Source organism: Pseudomonas trivialis, assembly GCF_001439805.1.
In the GTDB taxonomy this organism is placed as follows: domain Bacteria; phylum Pseudomonadota; class Gammaproteobacteria; order Pseudomonadales; family Pseudomonadaceae; genus Aquipseudomonas; species Aquipseudomonas trivialis.
Map to the genome: position 1 here is coordinate 176,719 of NZ_JYLK01000009.1, position 24,423 is coordinate 201,141.

The window sequence follows — 24,423 nt, forward strand, 5'->3', positions numbered from 1 at the left end:
GTTACCGTAAGCCCCGGCTTTTGTTACGCGAAATATCTGCGGTAACAGTTTTTTCACATCTGAGGGTGTTACCTGTGAGGGCGCCCCCCTCAGCTCTCGCTGGCAACGCCGGTCTTGCGCCGCGGAATGCCCAGGCGTTGACGACGTTCCCACAGGCATTTACGGCTCACACCCAGCTTGCGCGCCAGTTCGGTCTCGGTCATGTGATCCTGATGCTCCAGCACGAAATGCTGAAAGTAGTCTTCCAGTGACAGATCCTCGGTCGGCTCATGACTGGTGTTACCGCCGCCCGATTGCGGCGCCAGGCCGATGAAGTCGTCATCCTCCAGATCACTGAGTTCGATATCGATACCCAGCAGCTCGGCGGAAATCTCCGGGCTCTCCGACAGGATGACCGCACGCTCCACTGCGTTCTCCAGCTCGCGCACGTTACCCGGCCACGAGTAGTGCCGAATCGCCTGCTCGGCGTCCGGGGCAAACGTCAGGTCGGTACGGTTGATCCGCGCACTCTGGCGCAGCAGGAACGCATTGGCGATCTCGTTGACGTCGGCGCCACGCTCACGCAGGGCCGGCAGCTTGAGAGCGATCACGTGCAGGCGGTAATACAGGTCTTCGCGGAACTGGCCGATCTTGGCCAGGCTCTTGAGGTCCCGATGGGTCGCGGCGATCAGGCGCACATCGACCTTCTGCGACTGCACCGAGCCGACGCGTCGAATCTCGCCTTCCTGCAATACCCGCAGCAACCGTGCCTGTGCTTCCAGTGGCAGCTCGCCAATCTCGTCAAGGAACAAGGTGCCGCCATCCGCCGCTTCCACCAGCCCCGCACGTCCGGCGCTGGCGCCGGTGAACGCACCTTTTTCGTGGCCGAACAATTCGGACTCGATCAGGGATTCGGGAATCGCCGCGCAGTTAACCGAAATCATCGGCGCCTTGGCGCGCCTGGACAGGTTGTGCAGTGCACGGGCCACCAGTTCTTTACCGGTACCGGACTCGCCCTGGATCAATACATTGGAGTCGGTGGGCGCCACTTTGCGGATTTTACTGTACAGATCCTGCATGGGCGGGCAGGAGCCGATGATGCCGATCTCGCCATTGCTGTTGTCGACGCCCGGTTTTTCGGCGGTTTTGCCGGCAGGGCGCGGTTCGGGCGGTGTGCTGCCGGCCGACTGACGGTCACGCAGAATGCGCGCCACGGCCTGGAGCATCTCGTCGTGGTCGAACGGCTTGGCGATGTAGTCCACCGCGCCCATCTTCATGGAGTCCACGGCCGAACGCAGGCTGGCGTAGCTGGTCATGATCAGCACCGGGGTGCCCTGGCCCAGCTTGATCAGCTCGGTGCCCGGTGCGCCAGGCAGGCGCAGGTCGCTGACAATCAGGTCGAACGAGGGAATGCTGAATCGCTCCTGCGCTTCCTGCACCGAGCCGGCTTCGCTGACCTGGTACTGATTGCGCTCAAGCAGGCGACGCAAGGCAGAGCGGATGATGGTTTCGTCTTCGACGATCAAAATGTGCGGCATTGATTCAATTCTCTCGACGGTCTCAGTTCACAGCGGACGTCGCTTCGACATGACGCGGCAAGGTCACCCGTATACGGGTGCCGCGTTGGCTTTCAAGGTCAGCCGGGCTGTCGATGGTGATTTGTCCATAATGCTCTTCAACGATGGAATAGACCAGCGCAAGGCCCAGACCGGTGCCTTCACCGGGGTCCTTGGTGGTAAAGAAAGGTTCGAACAGTCGGTCCATGATGTTCTGTGGAATGCCGCTGCCTTCGTCCTCCACGATCAGGTCCACCGTGTGCTCGAAAGCCTCGGTCTTGACCCGCACGGCGCCGCCGGCGGGCGTTGCATCGCGGGAGTTGGACAGCAGGTTGATCAATACCTGGGCCAGGCGTTGTGAGTCGCCGTCGACCCAGTGTTCCGGGTCGCACAGGTTGAAGAACTGTACCTCGAAATTGCGCCGGTTCAAGGCCAGCAGCCCAATGGCATCCTGGGCTACTTTGGCCAGGCACACCGCCTCGTCCTGATTCTGATGGGCGCCGGCATGGGCAAAGCTCATCAGCGACTGCACGATGCGCGACACGCGCTTGGTCTGCTCAAGGATCTGTCCGCTGATCTCGGTGATTTCGCCGTCTTCCTCACGCTCTTCGCGCAGGTTTTGCGCCAGGCACGCGATACCGGTAATCGGGTTGCCGATTTCGTGGGCCACGCCGGCGGCCAGGCGCCCAATGCTGGCCAGGCGCTCGGAGTGCACCAGCTTGTCTTCGAGCATCTGGGTATCGGTCAGGTCTTCCACCAGCAGCACCAGGCCGCTGTTGCCGGGGGCCAGGGGTTCGTCGATGGCGGCTTTGTGCAGGTTGAGCCAGCGGGTCTGGCCATCGAGCGCCAGGTGCTGCTTGTGCAAGTGCTCGTCGGGCAGGTTGATAAAGCCCTGCAACAATTCTTTCCATGGATCACCGAGCGTATTGAGGCGCGAGCCCACCACCCGTTGCGCGGCAATGCCGGTGAGTTCTTCCATGGCCTTGTTCCACATCAGGATTTCCTGATCCTTGGCCAGTGAGCACACGCCCATTGGCAATTCCTGCAAGGTCTGGCGGTGGTAACGGCGCAGGGCGTCGAGTTCGGCGGCAAGGCCGGTTAAACGCGAGTGGTAGTCCTCCAGCCGGCTCTCGATGAAGTGGATGTCTTCGGTCACGTAGTTTTCGCCGCCGGCCTTGTAGGGCAGGAAGGTTTCCACCATGTCCTGGGACACGCTGGGGCCCATCAGGCCGGACAGGTTGGCTTCGATACGGTCGCGCAGGCGGCGCAAGGCGTAGGGGCGGCGTTCGTCGAAGGGCAGGTAGAGGTCGCGCAACGCCTGCTCGACTTCCTTCTGCGCCGCCTTGGCACCCAGCGGCTTCGCCAGTTGGGTGGCGAACTCCTGGGGCGAGGCCGCGTGCAATTCGCGGCGTTGCGGGCGGCGTACGTTGTCCACCGCGCAGGCTTCGGCGGCGCTGGTTTCTTCGGGGCTGGCGTTGGTGAACAGCGAGATCAGCGTGAACATCAGCACGTTGGCTGCCAGCGAGGCAATCGCCGCCATGTGCCAGCTGGTGTCGTCGAGCACGTAGATCATGTTCAGCAGCGGGATGTAGAAGCCCTGCAGGTTGCCGACCAGCGGCAGCAGCATGGTCACCACCCATACGAGGATACCCGCCAGCAGCCCGGCGATAAAACCGCGACGATTGGCGGTCGGCCAGTACAGCACCGACAACACGCCCGGCAGGAACTGCAAGGTGGCGACGAAGGCAACGATGCCCAGGTTAGCCAGGTCCTGGCCGGCACCCAGCAGCAGGTAGAAGCCATAACCGGCCATGATGATCGCGACGATCAGCGCGCGGCGCGTCCACTTGAGCCAGCGGTAGATATTGCCTTCAGCCGGCGGCTGGTACAGCGGCAGCACCAGGTGGTTGAGGGCCATGCCCGACAGCGCCAGGGTGGTGACGATGATCAGCCCACTGGCCGCCGACAGACCGCCGACATACGCCAGCAATGCCAGGGCCGGGCTGTTGGCGGCGATGCCGATGCCGAGGGTGAAGTATTCCGGATTGGTGGTGGCCCCTAGTTTCAGGCCGGCCCACAGGATCAGCGGCACCGCCAGGCTCATCAGCAGCAAGAACAGCGGCAGGCCCCAGCTGGCGCTGACCAGCGAGCGCGGGTTGAGGTTTTCGGTGAACGTCATGTGGTACATGTGCGGCATCACAATCGCCGAGGCGAAGAACACCAGCAGCAGCGTGCGCCAGGGGCCTTCCTGCAGCGGCGTGTGCAGGGCAGCGAGGGCGGTCTGGTTTTGCAGCAGCCACAGTTCCAGCTGTTGCGGACCGTCGAACACGCCGTAGAGTGCGTAAAGGCCCACGCCGCCGATGGCGATCAGCTTGATCACCGACTCGAAGGCAATCGCAAACACCAGGCCTTCATGTTTTTCGCGGGTGGCGATATGCCGTGAGCCGAAGAAAATCGTGAACAGCGTGATCAGCGCACAGAAGGCCAGGGCCACGCGGTGCTGCACCGGCTCGCGGGTGAGGATGCTGATGGAGTCGGCTACCGCCTGGATCTGCAGGGCCAGCAAAGGCAGCACGCCGATCAGCATGAAAATGGTGGTGAGCGCGCCGGCCCAGGTGCTCCGAAAGCGGAAGGCGAACAGGTCGGCCAGGGAGGACAACTGGTAGGTGCGGGTGATTTTCAGGATCGGGTACAGCAGCACCGGCGCCAGCAAAAAGGCCCCGGACACCCCGAGGTAGCTGGAGAGAAACCCGTAGCCATACTGGTAGGCCAGGCCGACGGTGCCGTAGAACGCCCAGGCGCTGGCATACACGCCCAGGGATAAGGTGTAGGTCAACGGATGGCGAATGATCGCCCGCGGAATCATTCCGCGCTCACTGATCCAGGCGACGGCGAACAGCGCGGCCAGGTAGGCGGCGCTGATCAGCAGCATCTGGGTGAGGCTAAAGCTCATCGGCATCTTTTTGGCTCTGCAGGATGAAAGTCACGACGATCAGGATCAGCCACAGCAGATAAGGGCGATACCAGGCGCCCGTGGCGTCGATCCACCAATCCATGATGGCGGGGGAAAACAGGTAGATCCCGACGACCAGCAGCAGGACCAATCGATAGATGTACATGTTGGCCTCTGATTAAAAAACTGTCGCGATGGTAACGGATGCCGGGCCGGCTGCAAGCGCCTTCAACTCAATTGCGCTTCGGCCAGGGTGAGCGTGCGCGGGATCTGTAGCGGATTCCAGTGACAGATGCCCCAATCCAGCAGTTCCCGTGGGCTGGCGTGAAGCAGTTCGTCACCGGGTTGCTGGCCGAGGGCGCGCAAGGCGCGCAGCAGCAGCGGGGTGGCCTGGTCCTGAGTCAGCGGCGGCGAACGGTAGGATTTACCCAGCTTGTTGCCGTCCGGCTGCACGATCAGCGGCACGTGCAGGTAGCGCGGTTGGCGCAGGCCCAGCAGCTCCTGCAGGTAGAGCTGGCGCGGCGTGGAATCGAGCAGGTCGGCGCCGCGCACGATATCGGTCACGCCCTGCCAGGCATCGTCGAGCACCACGGCCAGTTGATAGGCGTACAGACCGTCGCGGCGACGGATGACGAAATCGCCAGCCTCGCGGCCCAGGTGCTGTCGGAATTCACCTTGAACGCGATCGGTAAAATGGTAGGCAAGTTCGGGCACGCGCAGGCGGATCGCGGCGTCCTGCTGGTCGTGCCCGGCATTGCGGCACAGGCCGGGGTAAATCCCGTTGTAGGGTTCCAGCTGTTTGCGTGAGCAGGTGCACGCGTAGGCCAGGCCATGGTTGAACAGGTCGTTCAGCACCTTGGCGTAGGCTTCGTGCCGCTCGCTTTGTCGGACCAGTTCGCCATCCCATTCAAAGCCATAGCTTTCCAGCGCGTGCAGGATGGCGGCCTGCGCGCCAGGTTCTTCGCGGGGAGGGTCGAGGTCTTCCATGCGCATCAGCCAGCGACCATGGTTGGCGCGGGCGTCGAGGTAGGAGGCGAGGGCGGCGACCAGGGAGCCGAAATGCAAGTGGCCGCTGGGCGTGGGGGCGAAACGCCCTATATAGGTAGAGGCTGTCATGGGCCGGATACTACTGGAAACAGGAACGCCAGATACACAAATGGGGCGTTTGCACGCCCCATTCGTTCAGTTCGGCAGCAATTACTTGCCGACCTGTTTTTCCTTGATTTCAGCCAAGGTCTTGCAGTCTACGCACAGGTCCGCGGTTGGGCGGGCTTCCAGGCGGCGAATACCGATCTCGACGCCGCAGGATTCGCACCAGCCGTATTCCTCGTCCTTGATCAGTTGCAACGTTTTGTCGATCTTTTTGATCAGCTTGCGCTCGCGATCACGGGCGCGCAGCTCCAGAGCGAACTCTTCTTCCTGACTGGCACGGTCGGCCGGGTCAGGGAAGTTGGCTGCTTCGTCCTTCATGTGGTCAACGGTACGATCAACCTCCTGCATCAAGTCCTGTTTCCACTTGTTCAGGATCTTGGTGAAGTGCTCGCGCATGGGCTCGCCCATGTACTCCTCGCCCTTTTTTTCCACATAAGGGTCGAAGCCGCCGAGGCCTTGAGTCTGCTGTTGCTTTGCTTGGGTGGACATGAATAGACCGCCTCTCACTCTTCTAATCCATTGCGCAGGATTGCAACGTCACCGACACCTGCCGGCCCTGCGGCTGCAAGCGGGCGAACTTACCAGATAGATTCGGGGTGCGCCACTCCCGGTTGTCGAGGTATCTCGACAGGGCTGCCAACGGCTGCAGCCCGCCATGGTTAGGCGTGGAGCGCCTCGAAGGTTGATTTTAGTCGTTTTGCTGGCACGTGCTGGCCCCTTCTTGGGCGACCGAACAGGCAATAGAGCATGTATTAACGCAAGGGTTCGGTAGAATCCTGACTTTGTTCTCACGCTTTAAGGAAGGCTAATGGCCCAGCCCTACAGTGCGCGCAGCCGCGCCATCGAACCGTTTCATGTCATGGCGTTGCTGGCGCGAGCCAATGAGCTGCAGGCGGCGGGCCTGGATGTGATTCACCTGGAAATCGGTGAGCCGGATTTCACCACTGCCGAGCCCATCATCCAGGCCGGCCAGGCCGCGCTGGCCAATGGCAAGACACGCTATACCGCCGCCCGTGGGTTGCCCGAGTTGCGTGAGGCCATCAGCGGGTTTTATCAGCAGCGCTACGGATTGAACGTAGACCCTGAGCGTATTCTGATTACGCCCGGTGGCTCCGGCGCCTTGTTATTGGCCAGCAGCCTGCTGGTCGATCCTGGCAAGCACTGGCTGTTGGCTGACCCCGGCTACCCCTGCAATCGACATTTTCTGCGCCTGGTGGAGGGTGCCGCTCAACTGGTGCCGGTTGGGCCGGACGTGCGTTATCAACTGACCGCCGAGCTGGTGGCCAAACACTGGGCCCCGGACAGCGTGGGCGCCCTCGTCGCATCGCCGGCCAACCCGACCGGCGCTCTGCTCACGCGGGATGAACTGGCCGGACTGTCCAGTGCAATCAAAGCGCGCAATGGTCATTTGGTGGTGGACGAGATCTATCACGGTCTGACCTACGGCACCGATGCCGCCAGCGTGCTGGAAGTTGATGATGAAGCATTTGTCCTGAATAGTTTTTCCAAGTATTTCGGGATGACCGGCTGGCGCCTCGGTTGGCTGGTGGCGCCCCCCGATGCGGTGGCGGATTTGGAGAAGCTGGCGCAAAACCTCTACATCAGCGCGCCGAGCATGGCCCAGCACGCTGCGCTTGCCTGCTTTACCCCACAAACCCTGAGCATTCTGGAAGCGCGCCGCGCCGAGTTCGGCCGCCGCCGTGATTTCCTGCTGCCGGCCCTGCGCGAACTGGGCTTTGGTATCGCGGTGGAGCCGGAAGGGGCGTTTTATTTGTACGCCGATATCAGCGCATTCGGCGGCGATGCCTTTGCGTTCTGCCGGCACTTCCTCGAGACCGAACACGTGGCATTTACGCCCGGACTGGATTTTGGCCGCTACCAGGCCGGTCATCACGTGCGTTTTGCCTACACGCAAAACATCGAGCGTCTGCAGGAGGCGGTGGAACGCATCGCCCGTGGCTTGCGGAGCTGGCAAGGCTGATGCGCTTTTATCCTCCCCTTGAAGAAGCGCGGCTGATTCGCCGCTACAAGCGTTTTCTCACCGATATCGAGACCGTTACCGGCGAGTTACTTACTATTCACTGCCCGAACACCGGTTCGATGCTCAATTGCATGGTCGAGGGCGGGCAGGTCTGGTTCAGCCGTTCCGATGACCCCAAGCGCAAGTTGCCCGGCACCTGGGAAATTGCTGAAACCCCTCAGGGCCGGTTGGCGTGCGTGAACACGGCGCGTGCCAATCAGTTGGTCGAGGAAGCGCTGCGCGCCGGGGTGATCAGCGAGCTCAACGGCTTTACCGCGCTGAAGCGAGAGGTGCCGTACGGTCAGGAGAAAAGCCGGATCGACTTTCGCCTGGAGTACCCGGAGGGGGCGGCGTATGTCGAAGTCAAAAGCGTCACCTTGGGCTTTGACGGTTCGGCGGTGGCGGCATTTCCCGACGCGGTGACCCAGCGTGGCGCGAAACACTTGCGCGAACTGGCACACCTGGCTCGCAGCGGGGTGCGTGCGGTGCAACTGTATTGCGTGAATCTTTCCGGGATCGAAGCGGTGCGGCCTGCCGTGGAAATCGACGCCGGCTACGCTGGCGCTTTGCGTGAGGCCAAAGCGGCGGGTGTCGAGGTGCTGGCCTATGGCGTGCGCGTGACCCACGAAGAAATCGTGGTGGACCGCAGACTCCAGGTGCTGCTCGGCGATTAGAGTTGCACCCACAGGCCGTGTTCGTCTTCGCGACCAGGCAGGGCCGTGAGGCTTTGACCTGCGCACGGCCCGGCGATGCACTCGCCACTTTCAATGAGGAACAGCGCTCCGTGAGTGGCGCACTGGATCAGGCTGGCGCTCTCGTCGAGAAAGCGATCAGGCTGCCATTCCAGCGGGATGCCGCGATGAGGGCAGCGGTTGATATAGAAGTAGGCGATGCCATCGCGGCGCACGGCCAACAGCTTGCAACCGTCTATTTCAAAACCGAGGCTGCTGTCGGGCGCGAGGGTATCGGAGGGGCAGACGAACTTCATTTCAATCCTCAAGTGCCTTGACGTCCAAATGAAAACAGTTATCAAATGCCGGCTTCGTTCGTCAGTTGATCTTGCGCTCAGTACGATGCCCGGCAGCGGTTATCTGTCACATCAACGAGTGCCGGAGCGGCTTCGCCCCTTGCAAGGAAACCCTGTTATGCGCCTGTGTACCAGCGCTATCGCGCTTGTTGTCGGACTGCTGGTCAACCCAGGGGCGCACGCCTCGGAACTGCCACAACGCTGGGTGAGTGCCGGTGGTGCGCTGACCGAATGGGTGGCCGCCCTGGGCGGCGAGTCGACACTGGTGGGGGTGGACACGACCAGTCAGCACCCAGAGTCGGTCAAGGCACTGCCCAGTATTGGCTATCAGCGGCAATTGTCGGCTGAAGGCATTCTGAGCTTGCGCCCGCAGGTACTCATCGGTACCGAAGAAATGGGCCCGCCGCCGGTGCTGGCGCAGGTACGCGGCGCGGGTGTGCAGGTGGAGATGTTCTCCGCGCAGCCGGATTTGCCGACCCTCAAGGGCAACCTTGAGCATTTGGGCAAGTTGCTGGGCAATGAGGCCAAGGCTCGCCAATTGTTTAGCGGGTACGAGCAAGCGCTGAATCAGCAGAAAAGCGCGCTCGTCAAGGCGCAGAGCACGCAACAGGCGCCGGGTGTGTTGCTGCTGCTCGGCCACGCGGGGGGCAAGCCGCTGATCGCCGGCAAGGACACGGCGGCGTATTGGCTGTTGCAACAGGCGGGCGGGCATAACCTGGCGACCCACACCGGTTACAAGCCGTTCTCGGCCGAGTCGCTGGCGGGTTTGAGTCCGGATGTGCTGGTGTTTGCTGATCGGGCCCTGACCGGCGAAGCGGCGCGTGCGGCGTTGTTCAAGGAAAATCCGATCCTGGCCGCAACGCCTGCCGCCAAAAATGGCCGCGTGGTTGAACTGGACCCAACCCTGTTGGTGGGCGGGCTGGGACCGCGTCTGCCGCAAAGCCTGGTGAAACTGTCTGCCGGATTTTATCCGTCTCAAGCTGAATCCGCCCCATGACGACGCCGGTCAGACCCAAAACCCTGTTTATTGGCTTGGCATTGTTATGTGTCCTGGCGATCTGGCTTTCGTTGGCGCTGGGCCCTGTGAGCCTGCCGTTGCTGGATACGCTCAGGGCCGCTTTGCGTTTGATGGGCTTGCCGATTGACCCTCAAGGTTTGGAGCAGGCGGAGCTGATCCTCGGGCAGATTCGTTTGCCGCGCACCTTGCTGGGACTGGCGGTCGGTGGCGTGCTGGCCTTGTCGGGCGTGGCGATGCAGGGTTTGTTTCGCAACCCGTTGGCCGATCCCGGGTTGGTGGGTGTGTCCAGCGGTGCTGCGTTGGGCGCAGCGGTTGCGATTGTTGGCGGTTCGTTGTTCGGCGGCTTGCCGGATGCGGTCGGCCCTTATCTGTTGTCGTTGTGTGCATTCCTCGGCGGTTTGGGCGTGACGGCGCTGGTTTACCGCCTGGGCCGGCGAAACGGGCAGACCCATGTGGCGACTATGCTGCTGGCCGGCATCGCCCTTACGGCGCTGGCCGGTTCTGCGGTGGGCCTGTTCACTTATCTGGCGGACGACGCCACCTTGCGCACCTTGACCTTCTGGAACCTGGGGAGCCTGAACGGCGCCAGTTATTCGCGGTTGTGGCCTTTATTGCTGGTGAGCGCGGCTGTGGCGCTGTGGTTGCCGCGCCGCGCGAAGGCGTTGAATGCGCTATTGCTGGGCGAGTCCGAGGCTGGGCACCTGGGTATTGATGTCGAAGGGCTCAAGCGTGAACTGGTGTTTTGTACGGCGCTCGGCGTAGGCGCGGCGGTGGCGGCGGCGGGGATGATCGGGTTTGTCGGGTTGGTGGTGCCCCATCTGGTGCGATTGCTGGCCGGTCCCGACCATCGGGTGTTGCTGCCCGCATCGATATTGGCGGGTGCGAGTCTGCTGTTGTTTGCCGATCTGGTGGCTCGTCTGGCGCTGGCACCGGCTGAATTGCCGATCGGGATTGTGACGGCGTTTATTGGCGCGCCGTTTTTTCTCTATTTATTGTTACGAGGGCGCGCCTGATGTTGCGAGTAGAGGCGCTGCAGGTGCGTCGGGGTCGCACAACCGTACTGGCGAATGTCACCCTGGCGCTGTTGCCGGGCGAGGTGCTCGGTGTACTGGGCCCGAATGGCGCTGGCAAAAGTACCTTGCTCGGTGCGTTGTGCGGTGAGTTGCAGCCCAACCAGGGCAAGGTGTGGCTGGACCAGCAGGAGTTGAAGCACTGGAGCGGCGCGCAACGCGCCCAGCGCCTGGCCGTGCTGCCCCAGTCCTCGACCCTCGATTTTGCCTTTCGCGTCGAAGAGGTGGTTGGCATGGGGCGTCTGCCCCATCAAACCGGGCGAGTACGTGATGATGAAATCATTGAGGCCGCGTTGCAGGCGGCGGATGTCGGGCACTTGATCGGTCGCAGCTACCTCTCGCTGTCCGGCGGCGAGCGTCAGCGTGTGCACCTGGCGCGGGTTTTGGCGCAGTTATGGCCGGGTGAGACGGGGCAGACGTTGCTGTTGGACGAGCCGACATCAATGCTTGACCCCCTGCACCAGCACACTGTTTTGCAGGCGATACGCACCTTTGCCGATCAAGGCGCGGCAGTGCTGGTGATTCTGCATGACTTGAACCTGGCCGCACGTTATTGCGACCGAATTCTGCTGCTGGAAAAGGGACGTCCTCATGCGTTGGACACGCCGGCGCAGGTCTTGCGGCCCGGCCCGCTCAAAGCCGTATTTGGCCTTGATGTGTTGGTGCAGCCGCACCCGGAACGTGGACATCCGCTGATCATTGCTCGCTAGCAGGACTTTATTACGGGCAAAAAAAGACCCGGCAAGAGCCGGGTCAAATAACCGTGATTAGCCTGATGAGGAGATAATCTGAGAGTCCGAACCAATGGCCTTTCAGTTATCGGCTGATCTCGCGACCAGTTGTGATAATCATAACGATTCTCATTTGAGAGTCAACAGCTGTTTTGAACGACGCTGTGTTTTCCTCAAACGCTTGTTCGAAACAGCCCACAAATTAATTCTTCTGACGCGCAGCCATTGCGTCCAGCTGGCGGTTCAACGCTTCCTTGCGTTCGGCGGGGATGTCATTCCAGTGAACATTCATTAATGCCCCCTCGATGGCATACAACAACACCTTCGAGGCGCGGAAACCGCGCGTGCGCACGGCGCGGTAGGCGTCGACCGCGCCCAGGCGGCGCAGGTCGGACGCACTGTGGATGCCTACCGCATGCAGCCATTGCGCCGACGTCTTGCCAAGATTTTTCAGGAGTTGCAGCTCATCGTTCATCAAGCCTCCTTGCGACGGCCGAATGGTGCGGTGGGTATCGTGACCAGGCAAGCCTGAAAAGGAGTGTAGCGCTCAGCAGGAAAAGCGTGATTCTTTACGAAAAAACGGCCAAATGCTTATAAGAATGGCGCGAAAATTTTGACGGCAGCGTCCGTGCCACGCGTTATACGTAGCCGGACGATGGGGCGGGCGTTACTTGGTGCGATAGCGCAGGCGGGTTCCGAAGTTGACCGACATGAGGATTTCATCGGCAGTCAATTGCGGTGGGAAATAAGTCCCGGAGATCTGCGCGTGGGCCAGGCTTGCGCCCTCCAGCGGGCAATCGCGTAGATCCAGGCCACGCAAATCGGCTGAGCGGAAATATGCGTCGGTGAAGTCCACACCGGCGGTGTCCAGTTCGCGCAGGTCCAGCCCACGGAAGTCGCCACCGCGCATATCGATTACGCCGTTTTTGGGGCGCTCCTGATTGAAGCCGCGAATATCGTCCTTATGCAAAAGCGAGTAGAGCGGGGTATCAAGAAGCTTCGGCTGACTCATGATGGCAATACCGGCTAGAGGTTGTAGGCCATTATAGTGCCACTATTGCATGGTCGTGCGACGAAGCCGACGACACGACCAAGAAACTTTTCTTACAAGCCCGGCAAACGCTGACGGATATGCGCGACCAACGCATCCAGCGTGCCGCTTTCATTGGTTTCTACCCGCTGGCTGAGGATCAGCTCCTCGGCTGTCAGCGGATCACGATTGGCGTGCTGTTCTTCGATAACCGCCAGCGTAGCGTCGGAAGGATCGTTTTTGTCCGCCTGACGCTGCGCCAACCAATTGGTGATAACGGCTTGCGGTGCCTTGCAATCCAGAATCAGGAACGGCGCGCCTGTGGCCTCGGCAACCTTGGCGGCGGCTTCGCGTTGCTCGCGTTTCAGGAAGGTAGCGTCCAGCACCACAGGGAAGCCGGCGCGCAGCACGGTGTCGGCGATTTCGTTCAGGCGCGCGTAGGTTTTCGCGCTGGCATCGGCTGCGTAGATGCCCGCCTGTGGCACGTTTTCAACCTGCTGCTCACCAAACAGACGCTTGCGCTCCACGTCCGAACGCAGGCGCACGGCGCCCAGCGCTTCGACCAGACGCATGCTGACGGTGCTCTTGCCCACGGCCGACACACCGTGGGTAATCGCCAGAAAGCGCGACGGAATAGTGCTGTAGCTCTCCGCCAGGTTGGCGTAATTGCGGTACTGGCGCAGCGTGGTGGCGCGTTGCACCGGGCTTGCTTCGCTTGGCATGCTGAACAGCGCGACCTTGGCGCGTACCAGCGCGCGATACGCTTTGTAGAAGTTCAGCACTTCCAGGCCCTGATAGTCGCCCGTCAGTTCCAGATACTGGCTGATGAAACGCCGTGCCAAAGACTTGAGCCCACGGTCTTCCAGGTCCATGGCCAGGAAACCGGTGTCGGCGTATACGTCGGTGAAACGAAACGGCTCGTTGAATTCAATGCAGTCGAAAATCACCACCTGGCCATCAATCACGGTGGCGTTACCCAAGTGAATATCACCGTGACACTCGCGGGTAAAACCCTCGGCCTTGCGCTGGGCCAGCAGTGGCTTGAGGCGCTCGAAGCTGCTTTCGGCCCACGCTTGCAGTGCTTCGAGCTGGAGCAGGTCGGCCTTGTCGCTAAGGAAGGGACGAATCTGTTCGAAGTTTTGCCGCACCGGTGCCATCACTTCGTCCGGCGTGCCGGCCGGATGTTGCTGAGGAACTTTGGGGGCGGTGAGGTGAAAGTGCGCGATCTGCCGGGCCATCTCGTCGATGTGTGCACTGGTCAGTTCGCCATTGGCCTGCAAGGTGCTGAGCATCTGGCTTTGCGGAAACTGGCGCATTTTCAGGGCGTATTCGATCACCGGCCCGTCGCCGCCCACCTGTGGGGATTCGGCAGTGCCGGTAATTGGCAACACCTCAAGATACAAATCTTTGGTCAGGCGCTGGTTGAGGCGCAGTTCTTCATTGCAGAAGTGACCGCGTTTTTCCAGATCGGTGAAATCCAGGAAGCCGAAGTTCATCGGTTTCTTCAATTTATAGGCGTAGGGGCCGGTGAGGATGACCCAGGAAATATGGGTCTCAATGACGTGGAACGCTTCAACCGGATGCGGGTACAACGCCGGGTTTTGCAGGGCAGCGATCAGGGACTGGCTCACGGGCGATCCTTCAGAGTCTGGAAAAATTCATGGCGGGCATTATGGCCGCTACGGACGGTCGTGCAAACCGCTGTCCGGCTCATGTTGATCATCAAATAAAGTGCGTATAATCCGCCGCCATGACTCGATCCCGATCTCCCCGTTCCCGTAAAAAACCTCCTTCCCGTGGCCTGCGCCCATGGCTTGGCTGGGCGCTCAAGCTCGGCCTCGTGGGCCTGGTCGTGCTCGCCGGCTTCGCGGTGTACCTCGATGCGGTGGTGCAGGAGAAATTCTCCGGCAAGCGCTGGACCATTCCGGCCAAGGTTTACGCCCGCCCGCTGGAGCTGTTTACCGGCCAAAAGCTGAGCAAGGACGACTTCCTCACCGAGCTCGATGCCCTGGGCTATCGCCGCGAACCCGTGAGCAATGGTCCTGGCGCTGCGGCTGTCAGCGGCAACACCGTCGACCTGAACACGCGCGGCTTCCAGTTCTATGAAGGACTGGAAAAAGCCCAGCAGGTTCGCGTGCGGTTTTCCGGTGATTACGTGGCCGAGCTGTCGTCGCTCAACGGCTCGAAGCTACCGGTGGTGCGCCTTGAACCGCTGATGATCGGTGGGATTTATCCTAAAAACCTGGAAGACCGCATCCTGATCAAGCTCGATCAGGTGCCGCCTTACCTGCTGGAAACCCTGGTCGCCGTGGAAGACCGCGATTTCTACAGCCACTGGGGCGTCTCGCCGAAGTCGATTGCACGCGCCATTTGGATCAACACGTCCGGCGGCAAGATGACCCAGGGCGGCAGTACGCTGACGCAGCAATTGGTCAAGAACTTCTACCTCACCAGTGAGCGCAGCCTGACCCGCAAGCTCACCGAAGCCATGATGGCCATGCTGCTGGAGCTGCACTACAGCAAGCAGGAGATTCTCGAGGCGTACCTCAACGAGGTCTTCGTCGGCCAGGATGGCCAGCGTGCGGTGCACGGTTTCGGTCTGGCCAGTCAATTCTTCTTTGGCCAACCGTTGTCCGAATTGAAATTGCATCAAGTCGCCTTGCTGGTGGGCATGGTCAAGGGCCCCTCCTACTACAACCCGCGTCGCAACCCGGAGCGCGCGCTGGAGCGTCGTAACCTGGTACTGGATGTGCTTGAGCAGCAGGGCGTCGCTACCGCTGAACAGGTTGCCGCGGCGAAGAAAATGCCCTTGGGCGTGACGACCCGCGGCAAGCTGGCGGACAGTTCCTTCCCGGGCTTTATCGATCTGGTCAAACGCCAGTTGCGTGAAGACTATCGCGACGAAGACTTGACCGAAGAGGGCCTGCGCATCTTCACCAGTTTTGACCCGATTTTGCAGATGAAAGCCGAGGCGTCCGTCAACGACACCTTCAAGCGCCTTACCGGGCGTAAAGGTTCCGATGAAGTCGAAGCGGCCATGGTCGTGACCAACCCGGAGACCGGTGAAGTTCAGGCCATGATCGGCAGCCGTCAGCCCAGTTTTGCCGGCTTCAACCGCGCACTGGATGCGGTGCGGCCGATTGGCTCGCTGGTCAAGCCGGCGGTCTACCTCACGGCGTTGGAAAAACCGAGCAAATACACCCTCACCAGTTGGCTCTCCGATGATCCGTTGTCGGTCAAGGGGGCTGACGGCCAAGTGTGGACGCCGCAGAATTTTGATCGACGCTCCCATGGCACGGTGTTTCTCTATCAGGGGCTCGCGCATTCCTACAACATCTCCACCTCGCGGCTGGGCCTCGAAGTGGGCGTGCCTAATGTGCTCAAAACGCTGGCAAGGCTGGGTATCACCCGCGAATTCCCGGCGTTCCCGTCGATCCTGTTGGGGGCGGGTGCGATGACGCCGATGGAGGTCACGACCATGTACCAGACCCTCGCCAACGGCGGCTTCAACACGCCGATGCGCGGGATTCGCAGTGTGCTCACGGCCGACGGTGAGCCGCTCAAGCGTTACCCGTTCCAGATTCAGCAGCGCTTCGATGCAGGCTCCATCTACCTGATCCAGAACGCCATGCAACGCGTGATGCGTGAAGGCACCGGTAGCTCGGTCTATAAAGTGCTGCCATCGAACCTGACACTGGCGGGCAAGACCGGTACCAGTAACGATTCGCGCGACAGCTGGTTCGCCGGCTTCGGCCAGGATGTGCTGGCGGTGGTGTGGCTGGGCCGTGACGATAACGGCAAGACGCCGTTCACCGGCGCGACCGGTGCGCTGCAGGTGTGGACCAGTTTCATGCGCAAGGCCGACCCGTTGCCGCTGAATATGCCGCAGCCGGACAACATTGTGCAGGCCTGGATTGATCCGCACAGTGGGCAAGGTTCTGATGCCAACTGTCCGGGCGCAGTACAGATGCCGTATATTCGCGGCAGCGAGCCACCACCCGGTCCCGCATGCGGTGGCAGTGCGCCTGCGGATGCGGATTCGGTGATGGATTGGGTCAAGGGCTGGATGCATTAAGCAAACGAGGGTTTCAAGTGAACAAGTTGTGGATTCCAGCTATTACCGTCCTGGCCTTGCTGGGCGGTTGCTCCAGCGTGCAGCGCGGCTCGATTCCCGTGGTGGATGCGAGCAGCAACGCTTCCAGCAATGACCGGATCTCGGCTAACGGCGGCTTCCGCCAGACCGTGACCAACCGTCCGGCGCAGGCCAAACCTCAGGCAATGCCTCAGGATTCGGGCGTGGTGGTGATGGTGCCGGGCAGCGGCGCCGCCACTGCGGCACCGATCAGTTCCGAGCCGTGGACACCCGGTCCGAGCAGCTCCGCACCGATCGACACCGCGCCGGTCCAGGCGGCACCGATCAATCAGGGTTCGTACAGCATGCCGTCGGCGCCCAGCGGCGTTCCGTCGTCCTCCGCTGGCGGTGGCCTGTCTGCTGACGAGCAATTGGATGGCCCGGTATTGGCTTTGCTCACCACCGCCCAGCAACAACAGGCGGGTGGCGATTTGAACGGTGCATCCTCAAGCCTTGAACGTGCCCAGCGTGTGGCGCCGCGTGAACCGCAAGTGCTGTATCGCCTGGCGCAAGTGCGCATGGCCCAGGGCGATGCACCGCAAGCCGAACAGTTTGCCCGCCGTGGGCTGAGCCTGGCCAACGGTCGCCCCGACCTGCAAGCCAGCCTGTGGGCCTTGATCGGTGATGCGCGTGCCGCCCAGGGCGATGCTGCCGGCGCTGCCCAGGCCCGCCAGAAAGCCAAGGTCAGCCTCTGATGGATGAGCGTTTTCCAGCGATTGCCGAACAGTTATTGCTGATTGAGCGCGAGTTGCGTGTGCAAGGCTGGTGGGATGAGCAATCCCCCAGCATGGAGGCGCTCAGCAGTGTCGAGCCTTTCTCGGTCGACACACTGGACTTTCACCAGTGGCTGCAGTGGATCTTCCTGGTACGCATGAAGAAGATTCTTGAACAGGATCTGCCATTGCCCAACGCTTCAGGGATCCTGGAGATGGCCGAGATGGTTTATGCCGATCGGCCACGGGAAAGCCTTGGATTGCGCAATGCGCTGAAAAAGTTCGACCAATTGATCGTCGACGCTCGTTAATTGCCTGGCTGTCGGGTTTTTCGGCAGTCTTGCGCATATTTCTACCGCTTGACGACATTCAGGCGAGTTTTATCCCTCCTCCAACGCCTTTCTTCTACGTTCTCATGCGCTTAGTTGGAAAAAAGCGCAATTATTGCTTGACTTGAACGGCCTGAAACAGAAGAATCCAAAGTCCGCTGTATCGGGACTGCCAGAAGCAGGCCCGCTCGGCAGATCATGAGGCGCACATCCGCGCCGACCTGTTACACCCGCAACGCGTTACCTCGCGCTGGGTGGGAAAAGCCCGCAACACTTGGGACGATCCCAATACTTGCTCAGTCAGTGCTGACGTAGTCGGCGACCACCGTCGCTCATGCTCTGTTGAGAAGTAAACCTATTAAGACCCGTCGGTTTTTCAACGGACGGTATTCTGGCGTTTTAGAGGTGAACAACGTGGAGCTTTTATCTGGCGGTGAGATGCTCGTCCGCTTTTTGCGTGACGAAGGCGTCGACTATATCTACGGGTACCCAGGTGGTGCTCTGCTTCATGTTTATGACGCACTGTTCAAGGAACCGGCTGTTACCCACATCCTGGTTCGCCACGAACAGGCCGCGACTCATATGGCTGACGGTTATGCCCGTGCCACCGGTAAAGCCGGCGTGGTCCTGGTAACCTCCGGCCCAGGCGCAACCAATGCCATTACCGGCATCGCGACTGCGTATATGGACTCCATTCCGATGGTGATCATCTCCGGCCAGGTGGCCAGCACCCTGGTGGGCACCGACGCATTCCAGGAAACCGACATGATCGGTATCTCCCGGCCGATCGTGAAACACAGCTTCATGATCAAGCACGCGTCGGAGATCCCCGAAGTCATGAAGAAGGCGTTCTACCTCGCACAGTCCGGTCGTCCGGGTCCTGTGGTGGTCGATATCCCGAAAGACATGACCAATCCGGCTGAAAAATTCGAATACATCTTTCCGAAGAAAGCCAAGCTGCGTTCCTACAGCCCGGCCGTGCGTGGGCACTCGGGGCAGATCCGCAAGGCGGCAGAAATGCTTCTGGCGGCCAAGCGTCCAGTGCTTTACTCCGGTGGCGGCGTGATTCTGGGTGGCGGCTCCGCACAACTGACCGAGCTGGCCAAGCTGCTCAACCTGCCGGTGACCAATACCCTTATGGGCCTCGGCGCATTTCCGGGCACCGACCGTCAGTTCGTCGGCATGCTTGGCATGCACGGCAGCTACACGGCCAACCAAACCATGCACCACGCCGACGTGATCCTGGCCGTGGGCGCGCGGTTCGATGACCGAGTGATCAACGGCGCGAGCAAGTTCTGCCCGAATGCCAAGATCATCCATATCGATATCGACCCCGCGTCCATCTCCAAGACCATCAAGGCCGACGTGCCGATCGTGGGACCAGTGGAAAGCGTATTGACCGAAATGGTCGCTGCGCTCAAGGACATTGGCGAAACGCCGAATAAGGAATCCGTCGCCAGTTGGTGGAAGCAGATCGACGAATGGCGCGGTGATCGCGGCCTGTTCCCTTATAACAAGGGCGACGGCAGCATCATCAAACCGCAAACCGTGATCGAAACCCTGTGTGAAGTGACCAAGGGCAATGCCTTTGTGACCTCCGACGTGGGTCAGCACCAGATGTTCGCCGCGCAGTACTACACCTTCGACAAGCCCAACCGCTGGATCAACTCCGGTGGTCTGGGCACGATGGGCTTTGGTTTTCCTGCTGCCATGGGCGTGAAACTGAGCTTCCCGGATGACGATGTCGCCTGCGTCACTGGCGAGGGCAGCATTCAGATGAACATTCAGGAATTATCGACGTGCCTGCAGTACGGCCTTCCGGTGAAGATCGTCTGCCTGAACAACGGCGTGCTGGGTATGGTTCGTCAGTGGCAGGACATGAGCTACGGCAGCCGTCACTCCCATTCCTACATGGAGTCGTTGCCGGATTTCGTCAAGTTGGTTGAAGCCTATGGCCACGTCGGCATGCGCATCACCGATCTGAAAGATTTGAAGCCGAAGATGGAAGAGGCGTTCGCCATGAAGGACCGCCTGGTGTTTCTCGATATTCAAGTGGACACCAGCGAGCACGTCTATCCGATGCAGATCAAAGACGGCTCCATGCGCGACATGTGGCTGAACAAGACGGAGCGTACCTAATCATGCGGCACATCATCTCCCTGCTTCTGGAGAACGAACCCGGCGCTCTGTCTCGTGTTGTCGGCCTGTTTTCGCAACGCAACTACAACATCGAAAGCCTGACCGTGGCACCGACCGAAGACCCGACGCTGTCGCGTCTGACGTTGACCACTGTGGGCCACGATGAGGTGATCGAGCAGATCACCAAGAACCTCAACAAGCTGATCGAGGTGGTCAAGCTGGTCGACCTGTCGGAAAGCGCTCACATTGAGCGCGAGTTGATGCTGGTCAAGGTCAAGGCCACGGGTGCCCAACGTGCCGAGATCAAGCGGACCACCGACATTTATCGCGGGCAGATCGTCGATGTGAGCGCCAGCGTTTATACCGTTCAACTGACCGGTACAAGCGACAAGCTGGACAGCTTCATCCAGTCGATCGGGACGGCCTCGATTCTGGAAACCGTACGCAGTGGTGTCACTGGCATTGCCCGTGGCGACAAAGTACTCAGCGTCTAACCCAAATTAGCGAATGGCCTTACGGCCTGGATATATAGAGGAACCTCATGAAAGTTTATTACGATAAAGATTGTGACCTGTCGATCATCCAGGGCAAGAAAGTCGCCATCATCGGCTACGGTTCCCAAGGGCACGCGCAAGCTTGCAACCTCAAGGATTCCGGCGTTGACGTCACCGTCGGCCTGCGCAAAGGCTCGGCCACTGTCGCCAAGGCTGAGGCCCATGGCCTGAAAGTGACCGACGTGGCTTCCGCCGTGGCAGCTGCCGACGTGGTCATGATCCTGACCCCGGACGAGTTCCAGTCCGCGCTGTACAAGAATGAAATCGAGCCGAACATCAAGAAGGGCGCTACCCTGGCCTTCTCTCACGGTTTTGCGATTCACTACAATCAGGTTGTGCCGCGTGCCGATCTCGATGTGATCATGATCGCGCCGAAAGCGCCGGGCCACACCGTGCGTTCGGAGTTCGTCAAAGGCGGCGGTATCCCTGACCTGATCGCGATCTACCAGGACGCATCGGGCAACGCCAAAAACGTTGCGCTGTCCTACGCTTCCGGCGTGGGTGGCGGTCGTACCGGCATCATCGAAACCACCTTCAAGGACGAGACCGAGACCGATCTGTTCGGCGAACAAGCCGTGCTGTGCGGCGGTACCGTCGAGCTGGTCAAAGCCGGTTTTGAAACCCTCGTTGAAGCGGGCTACGCGCCTGAAATGGCCTACTTCGAATGCCTGCACGAACTGAAACTGATCGTTGACCTCATGTACGAAGGCGGTATCGCCAACATGAACTACTCGATCTCCAACAACGCCGAATACGGCGAGTACGTGACTGGCCCGGAAGTGATCAACGCCGAGTCCCGTCAGGCGATGCGCAACGCTCTGAAACGTATTCAGGACGGCGAATACGCCAAAATGTTCATCAGCGAAGGTGCTACCGGCTACCCTTCGATGACCGCCAAGCGCCGTAACAACGCCGCTCATGGTATCGAAGTCATCGGCGAGCAACTGCGCTCCATGATGCCGTGGATCGGTGCCAACAAGATCGTCGACAAAGCCAAGAACTAAGTCGTACGCATCAAGTGAAAACGCGGCCTAGGCCGCGTTTTTTCGTTTGGGAGGCGTGTTCTGGTATAAAGCTGCATCGTTTGCGGGCGAACACTCGCCGCAAGTATTTGTCGAATTTTTTTCACACCGTTGCAAGGTAAAGTCCATGAGCGAACGTCCCGAAGAGCCAAACCAGGCTTACGACGCCGAAAGCATGCTGCCCATCGATGAACATGTCGAAGAAGGGCATGACGCTGAAGGCCGCAAGGTCAGGCATCGTGGCATCTATCTGCTGCCGAACCTGTTCACCACGGCGAACCTGTTTGCCGGCTTCTATTCCATCATCAATTCCATGAGCGCCCAGAGCGCGCTGGCGGCAGGTGACGCGGCAAGTGCCAGCAAGTATTTCGGTTTTGCCGCCATCGCCATTTTCGTGGCCATGGTGCTGGATGGCCTTGATGGCCGTGTAGCGCGAATGACCAATACCCAGAGTGCCTTCGGCGCCGAGTACGACTCGCTGTCGGACATGGTTGCCTTTGGTGTGGCGCCCGCGCTGCTGGCATTTGCCTGGGCACTGGGTGACATGGGTAAGGTGGGCTGGATGGTCGCCTTCATTTATGTCGCAGGTGCCGCGCTGCGCCTGGCGCGCTTCAACACGCAAGTCGGTACTGCCGACAAGCGTTACTTCATCGGCCTCGCCAGCCCGGCAGCTGCCGGTGTGGTCGCGGGCATTGTCTGGGCATTCAGTGATTACGGCATCCAGGGTTCGAAAATGTCGTTCCTGGTGGCGCTGATGGTTGCGGCTGCCGGCATGCTGATGGTCAGCAACATCAAGTACAACAGCTTCAAGGAGTTTGACCTCAAGGGCCGAGTGCCTTTTGTGGCCATCCTGGTAGTGGTGCTGATGTTTGCGGTGGTATTCAGCGATCCGCCGCGCATCCTGCTGCTGGCCTTCCTGGTCTACGCGGCTTCCGGACCGATTCAGTACCTGCTGCATATGCGTCGGGACAAAACATTGTCTTAATGTAATTTCCCCCATACTCCGCAGTCTATTGGTGCATCTGTCCTCCAATGCTGCGGAGTTGCCATGTTAATCAAATTGCCTAAAGCGTCCGATTGCCACGAATCGGATGTCACGCCTGAATCCTTTTACCTCTCCCGCCGCAGCATGCTTGGTGGTGCGCTTGCCGGTGTGGCTGCAGCCAGCCTGCCGCGTTGGGCCGCTGCCGAGGACACGGCGCGCTATGCCGATGTTGAGCCGGGCAAAGCGCCAAACTGGTTTGCCGACAAGTTGCCAGGTACGAAATGGCAGGCGGTGACCGTCAAGGACGAAGCCATCACACCGTTCAAGGACGCGACCCACTACAACAATTTCTATGAGTTCGGTACCGATAAGGGTGACCCGGCGAGTAACGCGGGTTCACTCAAGACCGAACCCTGGAGCGTGGTGATCGATGGTGAAGTCGGCAAGCCAGGGCGCTATGCCCTGGAAGATTTTATGAAGCCCTATCAGTTGGAAGAGCGGATCTACCGTTTGCGTTGTGTCGAGGCGTGGTCGATGGTCATTCCCTGGATTGGTTTTCCAATTTCGGCCTTGCTCAAGCAGGTCGAGCCTACGTCCAAGGCCAAGTACATTCGTTTCGAAACCCTTCAAGATCCAAAAAGCATGCCTGGGCAGCGCTCGAATTTCGGCCTGATCGACTGGCCTTATGTAGAAGGGTTGCGCCTGGATGAGGCGATGAACCCGCTGGCGATTCTTGCCGTTGGCATGTATGGGCGTGAGTTGCCCAATCAAAATGGCGCGCCGTTGCGCTTGGTGGTGCCGTGGAAGTATGGCTTCAAGAGTGTGAAGTCCATTGTGCGCATCAGTCTGGTGAGCGAGCAGCCTAAAACAACCTGGCAGAGTATCGCGGCCGATGAGTATGGCTTTTATGCGAACGTGAATCCTGCGGTTGATCATCCACGCTGGACACAAGCCCGGGAGCGGCGATTGCCGAGTGGCCTGTTCAGCCCGAATGTTCGGGAGACTCAGATGTTCAATGGCTATGCAGATGAGGTCGCTTCTCTATATACCGGTCTGGATTTGCGGAAGAATTACTGATGCGTTATCCCATCTGGCGCATCGGCGTCTTTATAGCAGCGGCTGTATGGCCGTTGTTCTGGCTCTATGAGGCGTGGAGCTCTGCGCTGGGCCCGGACCCGGGTAAAGTCCTGGTTGATCGTCTTGGCCTGGGCACCTTGATTCTGTTGCTGATCACGCTTTGTATGACGCCCCTGCAAAAACTGAGTGGCTGGGCGGGGTGGATAGCCGTGCGCCGGCAATTGGGGTTGTGGTGTTTCGCTTACGTGGTGCTGCACTTGGCAGCTTATTGCGTGTTCGTGCTGGGGTTGGACTGGTCACAGCTGGGCGTTGAGTTGCGCAAGCGACCTTACATTATTGTAGGAACGCTGGGCTTCCTGTGTTTGCTGGTGCTTGCGGTCACGTCGAATCGCTATAGCCAGCGGCGACTGGGTAGTCGTTGGAAGAAGCTGCACCGGCTGGTGTATGGGGTTCTTGGGCTTGGGTTGCTGCACATGTTGTGGATCGTACGGGCAGACCTGAAGGAGTGGGCGGTCTACGCCTCTATAGGCGCGTTGCTTCTGATCCTGCGAATCCCGCCTGTGATGCGCCGTATTCCCCGGCTTATTGCGAAAAAATCTGCTTCTGCAACAAAACTGTAATTAGTGCTTGACGGCAAATCCTGGACGTCTATAATTCGCCCCACTTCCGGCGCAGTCGAAACGGAAAACTCCTTGGTAAACAAGTAGTTATGCAAGATTCGACAGCGAGTTGCTTCAGTTCATCGAAGCCTGGAAGAAGTTGATAGTGCGGTGTTGTTTGGCGCTATTAACGTTTCGATCTTCTCGGTCGAAAGCGGATAAAAAGAGGTGTTGACAGCAGCGTGTAACGCTGTAGAATTCGCCTCCCGCTAACGAGAGATCGGAAGCGCAAGTGGTTGAAGTTGTTGAAGAATTCTTCGAAAGCTTCTGAAAATAA

22 protein-coding genes and 1 pseudogene are annotated in these 24,423 nt (G+C 60.0%); 14 read left to right on the forward strand and 9 right to left on the reverse strand.

The genetic code is table 11. The annotated features are described in order from the left end of the window. Positions 1-89: 89 nt before the first annotated feature. From TU79_RS15300 to dksA, 5 genes are all read right to left on the reverse strand, one after another. Positions 90-1,517, reverse strand: coding sequence for a sigma-54-dependent transcriptional regulator (locus TU79_RS15300; protein WP_057008747.1), 1,428 nt, complete (start codon positions 1,515-1,517; stop codon positions 90-92). A 22-nt stretch (positions 1,518-1,539) separates the two neighbouring features. After that, positions 1,540-4,494 carry a sensor histidine kinase gene (locus tag TU79_RS15305; protein WP_162276072.1) on the reverse strand — a complete coding sequence of 985 codons (2,955 nt, stop codon included), beginning with the start codon at positions 4,492-4,494 and terminating at the stop codon, positions 1,540-1,542. Beyond that, positions 4,478-4,654: a hypothetical protein gene (locus TU79_RS26075; protein WP_003176118.1), complete on the reverse strand. Its 177-nt coding sequence runs from the start codon at positions 4,652-4,654 to the stop codon at positions 4,478-4,480. Before TU79_RS26075 ends, TU79_RS15305 begins: the two co-directional genes overlap by 17 nt. A 62-nt stretch (positions 4,655-4,716) precedes the next feature. After that, positions 4,717-5,604: a tRNA glutamyl-Q(34) synthetase GluQRS gene (gene gluQRS, locus TU79_RS15315; RefSeq protein ID WP_057008749.1), complete on the reverse strand. Its 888-nt coding sequence runs from the start codon at positions 5,602-5,604 to the stop codon at positions 4,717-4,719. 81 nt (positions 5,605-5,685) lie between these two features. Continuing rightward, on the reverse strand, positions 5,686-6,129 hold the full coding sequence (gene dksA / locus TU79_RS15320; RefSeq protein ID WP_003235002.1) for an RNA polymerase-binding protein DksA: 444 nt from the start codon (positions 6,127-6,129) through the stop codon (positions 5,686-5,688). Between the two features lie 319 nt (positions 6,130-6,448). Between dksA and TU79_RS15325 the strand changes: the two genes are divergently transcribed. Together TU79_RS15325 and sfsA are read left to right on the forward strand one after the other, a co-directional pair. Continuing rightward, positions 6,449-7,621, forward strand: coding sequence for a pyridoxal phosphate-dependent aminotransferase (locus tag TU79_RS15325; RefSeq protein WP_057008750.1), 1,173 nt, complete (start codon positions 6,449-6,451; stop codon positions 7,619-7,621). Then, the gene (gene sfsA / locus TU79_RS15330) at positions 7,621-8,334 is read left to right on the forward strand and encodes a DNA/RNA nuclease SfsA (RefSeq protein ID WP_057008751.1); all 714 of its coding nucleotides are present in this window, start codon (positions 7,621-7,623) and stop codon (positions 8,332-8,334) included. The genes TU79_RS15325 and sfsA overlap by 1 nt, the downstream gene beginning before the upstream one ends. Here the strand turns inward: sfsA and TU79_RS15335 are convergent. Continuing rightward, a complete protein-coding gene (locus TU79_RS15335; protein ID WP_057008752.1) occupies positions 8,331-8,648 on the reverse strand; it encodes a Rieske (2Fe-2S) protein in 318 nt (105 codons plus the stop codon). The two genes, sfsA and TU79_RS15335, sit on opposite strands and share 4 nt — an antisense overlap. Positions 8,649-8,805: 157 nt before the next feature. Between TU79_RS15335 and TU79_RS15340 the strand changes: the two genes are divergently transcribed. The 3 genes and pseudogenes from TU79_RS15340 to TU79_RS15350 all read left to right on the forward strand — a co-directional run. Next, positions 8,806-9,684, forward strand: a complete 879-nt coding sequence (locus TU79_RS15340; protein WP_057008753.1) for a heme/hemin ABC transporter substrate-binding protein — start codon at positions 8,806-8,808, stop codon at positions 9,682-9,684. Further along, a complete protein-coding gene (locus TU79_RS15345; RefSeq protein WP_057008754.1) occupies positions 9,681-10,718 on the forward strand; it encodes a FecCD family ABC transporter permease in 1,038 nt (345 codons plus the stop codon). The genes TU79_RS15340 and TU79_RS15345 overlap by 4 nt, the downstream gene beginning before the upstream one ends. A 47-nt stretch (positions 10,719-10,765) precedes the next feature. Next, positions 10,766-11,485, forward strand: a pseudogene (locus TU79_RS15350) (heme ABC transporter ATP-binding protein); the annotation flags it as partial. A 223-nt stretch (positions 11,486-11,708) separates the two neighbouring features. Here TU79_RS15350 and TU79_RS15355 read toward each other — a convergent pair. From TU79_RS15355 to TU79_RS15365, 3 genes are all read right to left on the reverse strand, one after another. Continuing rightward, positions 11,709-11,981 carry a TfoX/Sxy family protein gene (locus TU79_RS15355; protein WP_057008756.1) on the reverse strand — a complete coding sequence of 91 codons (273 nt, stop codon included), beginning with the start codon at positions 11,979-11,981 and terminating at the stop codon, positions 11,709-11,711. A 192-nt stretch (positions 11,982-12,173) separates the two neighbouring features. Then, the gene (locus tag TU79_RS15360) at positions 12,174-12,518 is read right to left on the reverse strand and encodes a pentapeptide repeat-containing protein (protein WP_057008757.1); all 345 of its coding nucleotides are present in this window, start codon (positions 12,516-12,518) and stop codon (positions 12,174-12,176) included. Between the two features lie 92 nt (positions 12,519-12,610). Continuing rightward, positions 12,611-14,167: a bifunctional aminoglycoside phosphotransferase/ATP-binding protein gene (locus tag TU79_RS15365; protein ID WP_057008758.1), complete on the reverse strand. Its 1,557-nt coding sequence runs from the start codon at positions 14,165-14,167 to the stop codon at positions 12,611-12,613. Positions 14,168-14,286: 119 nt separating this feature from the next. Between TU79_RS15365 and mrcB the strand changes: the two genes are divergently transcribed. From mrcB to msrQ, 9 genes are all read left to right on the forward strand, one after another. After that, the gene (gene mrcB, locus TU79_RS15370) at positions 14,287-16,611 is read left to right on the forward strand and encodes a penicillin-binding protein 1B (protein WP_057008759.1); all 2,325 of its coding nucleotides are present in this window, start codon (positions 14,287-14,289) and stop codon (positions 16,609-16,611) included. A 17-nt stretch (positions 16,612-16,628) separates the two neighbouring features. Next, complete coding sequence (locus tag TU79_RS15375; RefSeq protein WP_057008760.1) at positions 16,629-17,363, forward strand: tetratricopeptide repeat protein; 735 nt, start codon at positions 16,629-16,631, stop codon at positions 17,361-17,363. Then, positions 17,363-17,692 (forward strand): YqcC family protein, encoded by a 330-nt coding sequence (locus TU79_RS15380; RefSeq protein WP_057008761.1) that lies wholly within the window; start codon positions 17,363-17,365, stop codon positions 17,690-17,692. Before TU79_RS15375 ends, TU79_RS15380 begins: the two co-directional genes overlap by 1 nt. 432 nt (positions 17,693-18,124) lie before the next feature. Next, positions 18,125-19,849 carry an acetolactate synthase 3 large subunit gene (locus tag TU79_RS15385; RefSeq protein WP_057008770.1) on the forward strand — a complete coding sequence of 575 codons (1,725 nt, stop codon included), beginning with the start codon at positions 18,125-18,127 and terminating at the stop codon, positions 19,847-19,849. A 2-nt stretch (positions 19,850-19,851) separates the two neighbouring features. Next, positions 19,852-20,343: an acetolactate synthase small subunit gene (gene ilvN, locus TU79_RS15390; RefSeq protein WP_057008762.1), complete on the forward strand. Its 492-nt coding sequence runs from the start codon at positions 19,852-19,854 to the stop codon at positions 20,341-20,343. Positions 20,344-20,390: 47 nt separating this feature from the next. After that, complete coding sequence (ilvC, locus tag TU79_RS15395; RefSeq protein ID WP_003234988.1) at positions 20,391-21,407, forward strand: ketol-acid reductoisomerase; 1,017 nt, start codon at positions 20,391-20,393, stop codon at positions 21,405-21,407. A gap of 145 nt (positions 21,408-21,552) precedes the next feature. Beyond that, positions 21,553-22,410: a CDP-diacylglycerol--serine O-phosphatidyltransferase gene (gene pssA, locus TU79_RS15400; RefSeq protein WP_057008763.1), complete on the forward strand. Its 858-nt coding sequence runs from the start codon at positions 21,553-21,555 to the stop codon at positions 22,408-22,410. Positions 22,411-22,473: 63 nt separating this feature from the next. Continuing rightward, entirely contained in the window at positions 22,474-23,487 is a 1,014-nt protein-coding gene (gene msrP, locus TU79_RS15405) for a protein-methionine-sulfoxide reductase catalytic subunit MsrP (RefSeq protein ID WP_057008764.1), read from the forward strand. Next, a complete protein-coding gene (msrQ, locus tag TU79_RS15410) occupies positions 23,487-24,107 on the forward strand; it encodes a protein-methionine-sulfoxide reductase heme-binding subunit MsrQ (protein WP_057008765.1) in 621 nt (206 codons plus the stop codon). The genes msrP and msrQ overlap by 1 nt, the downstream gene beginning before the upstream one ends. Positions 24,108-24,423 lie beyond the last annotated feature (316 nt).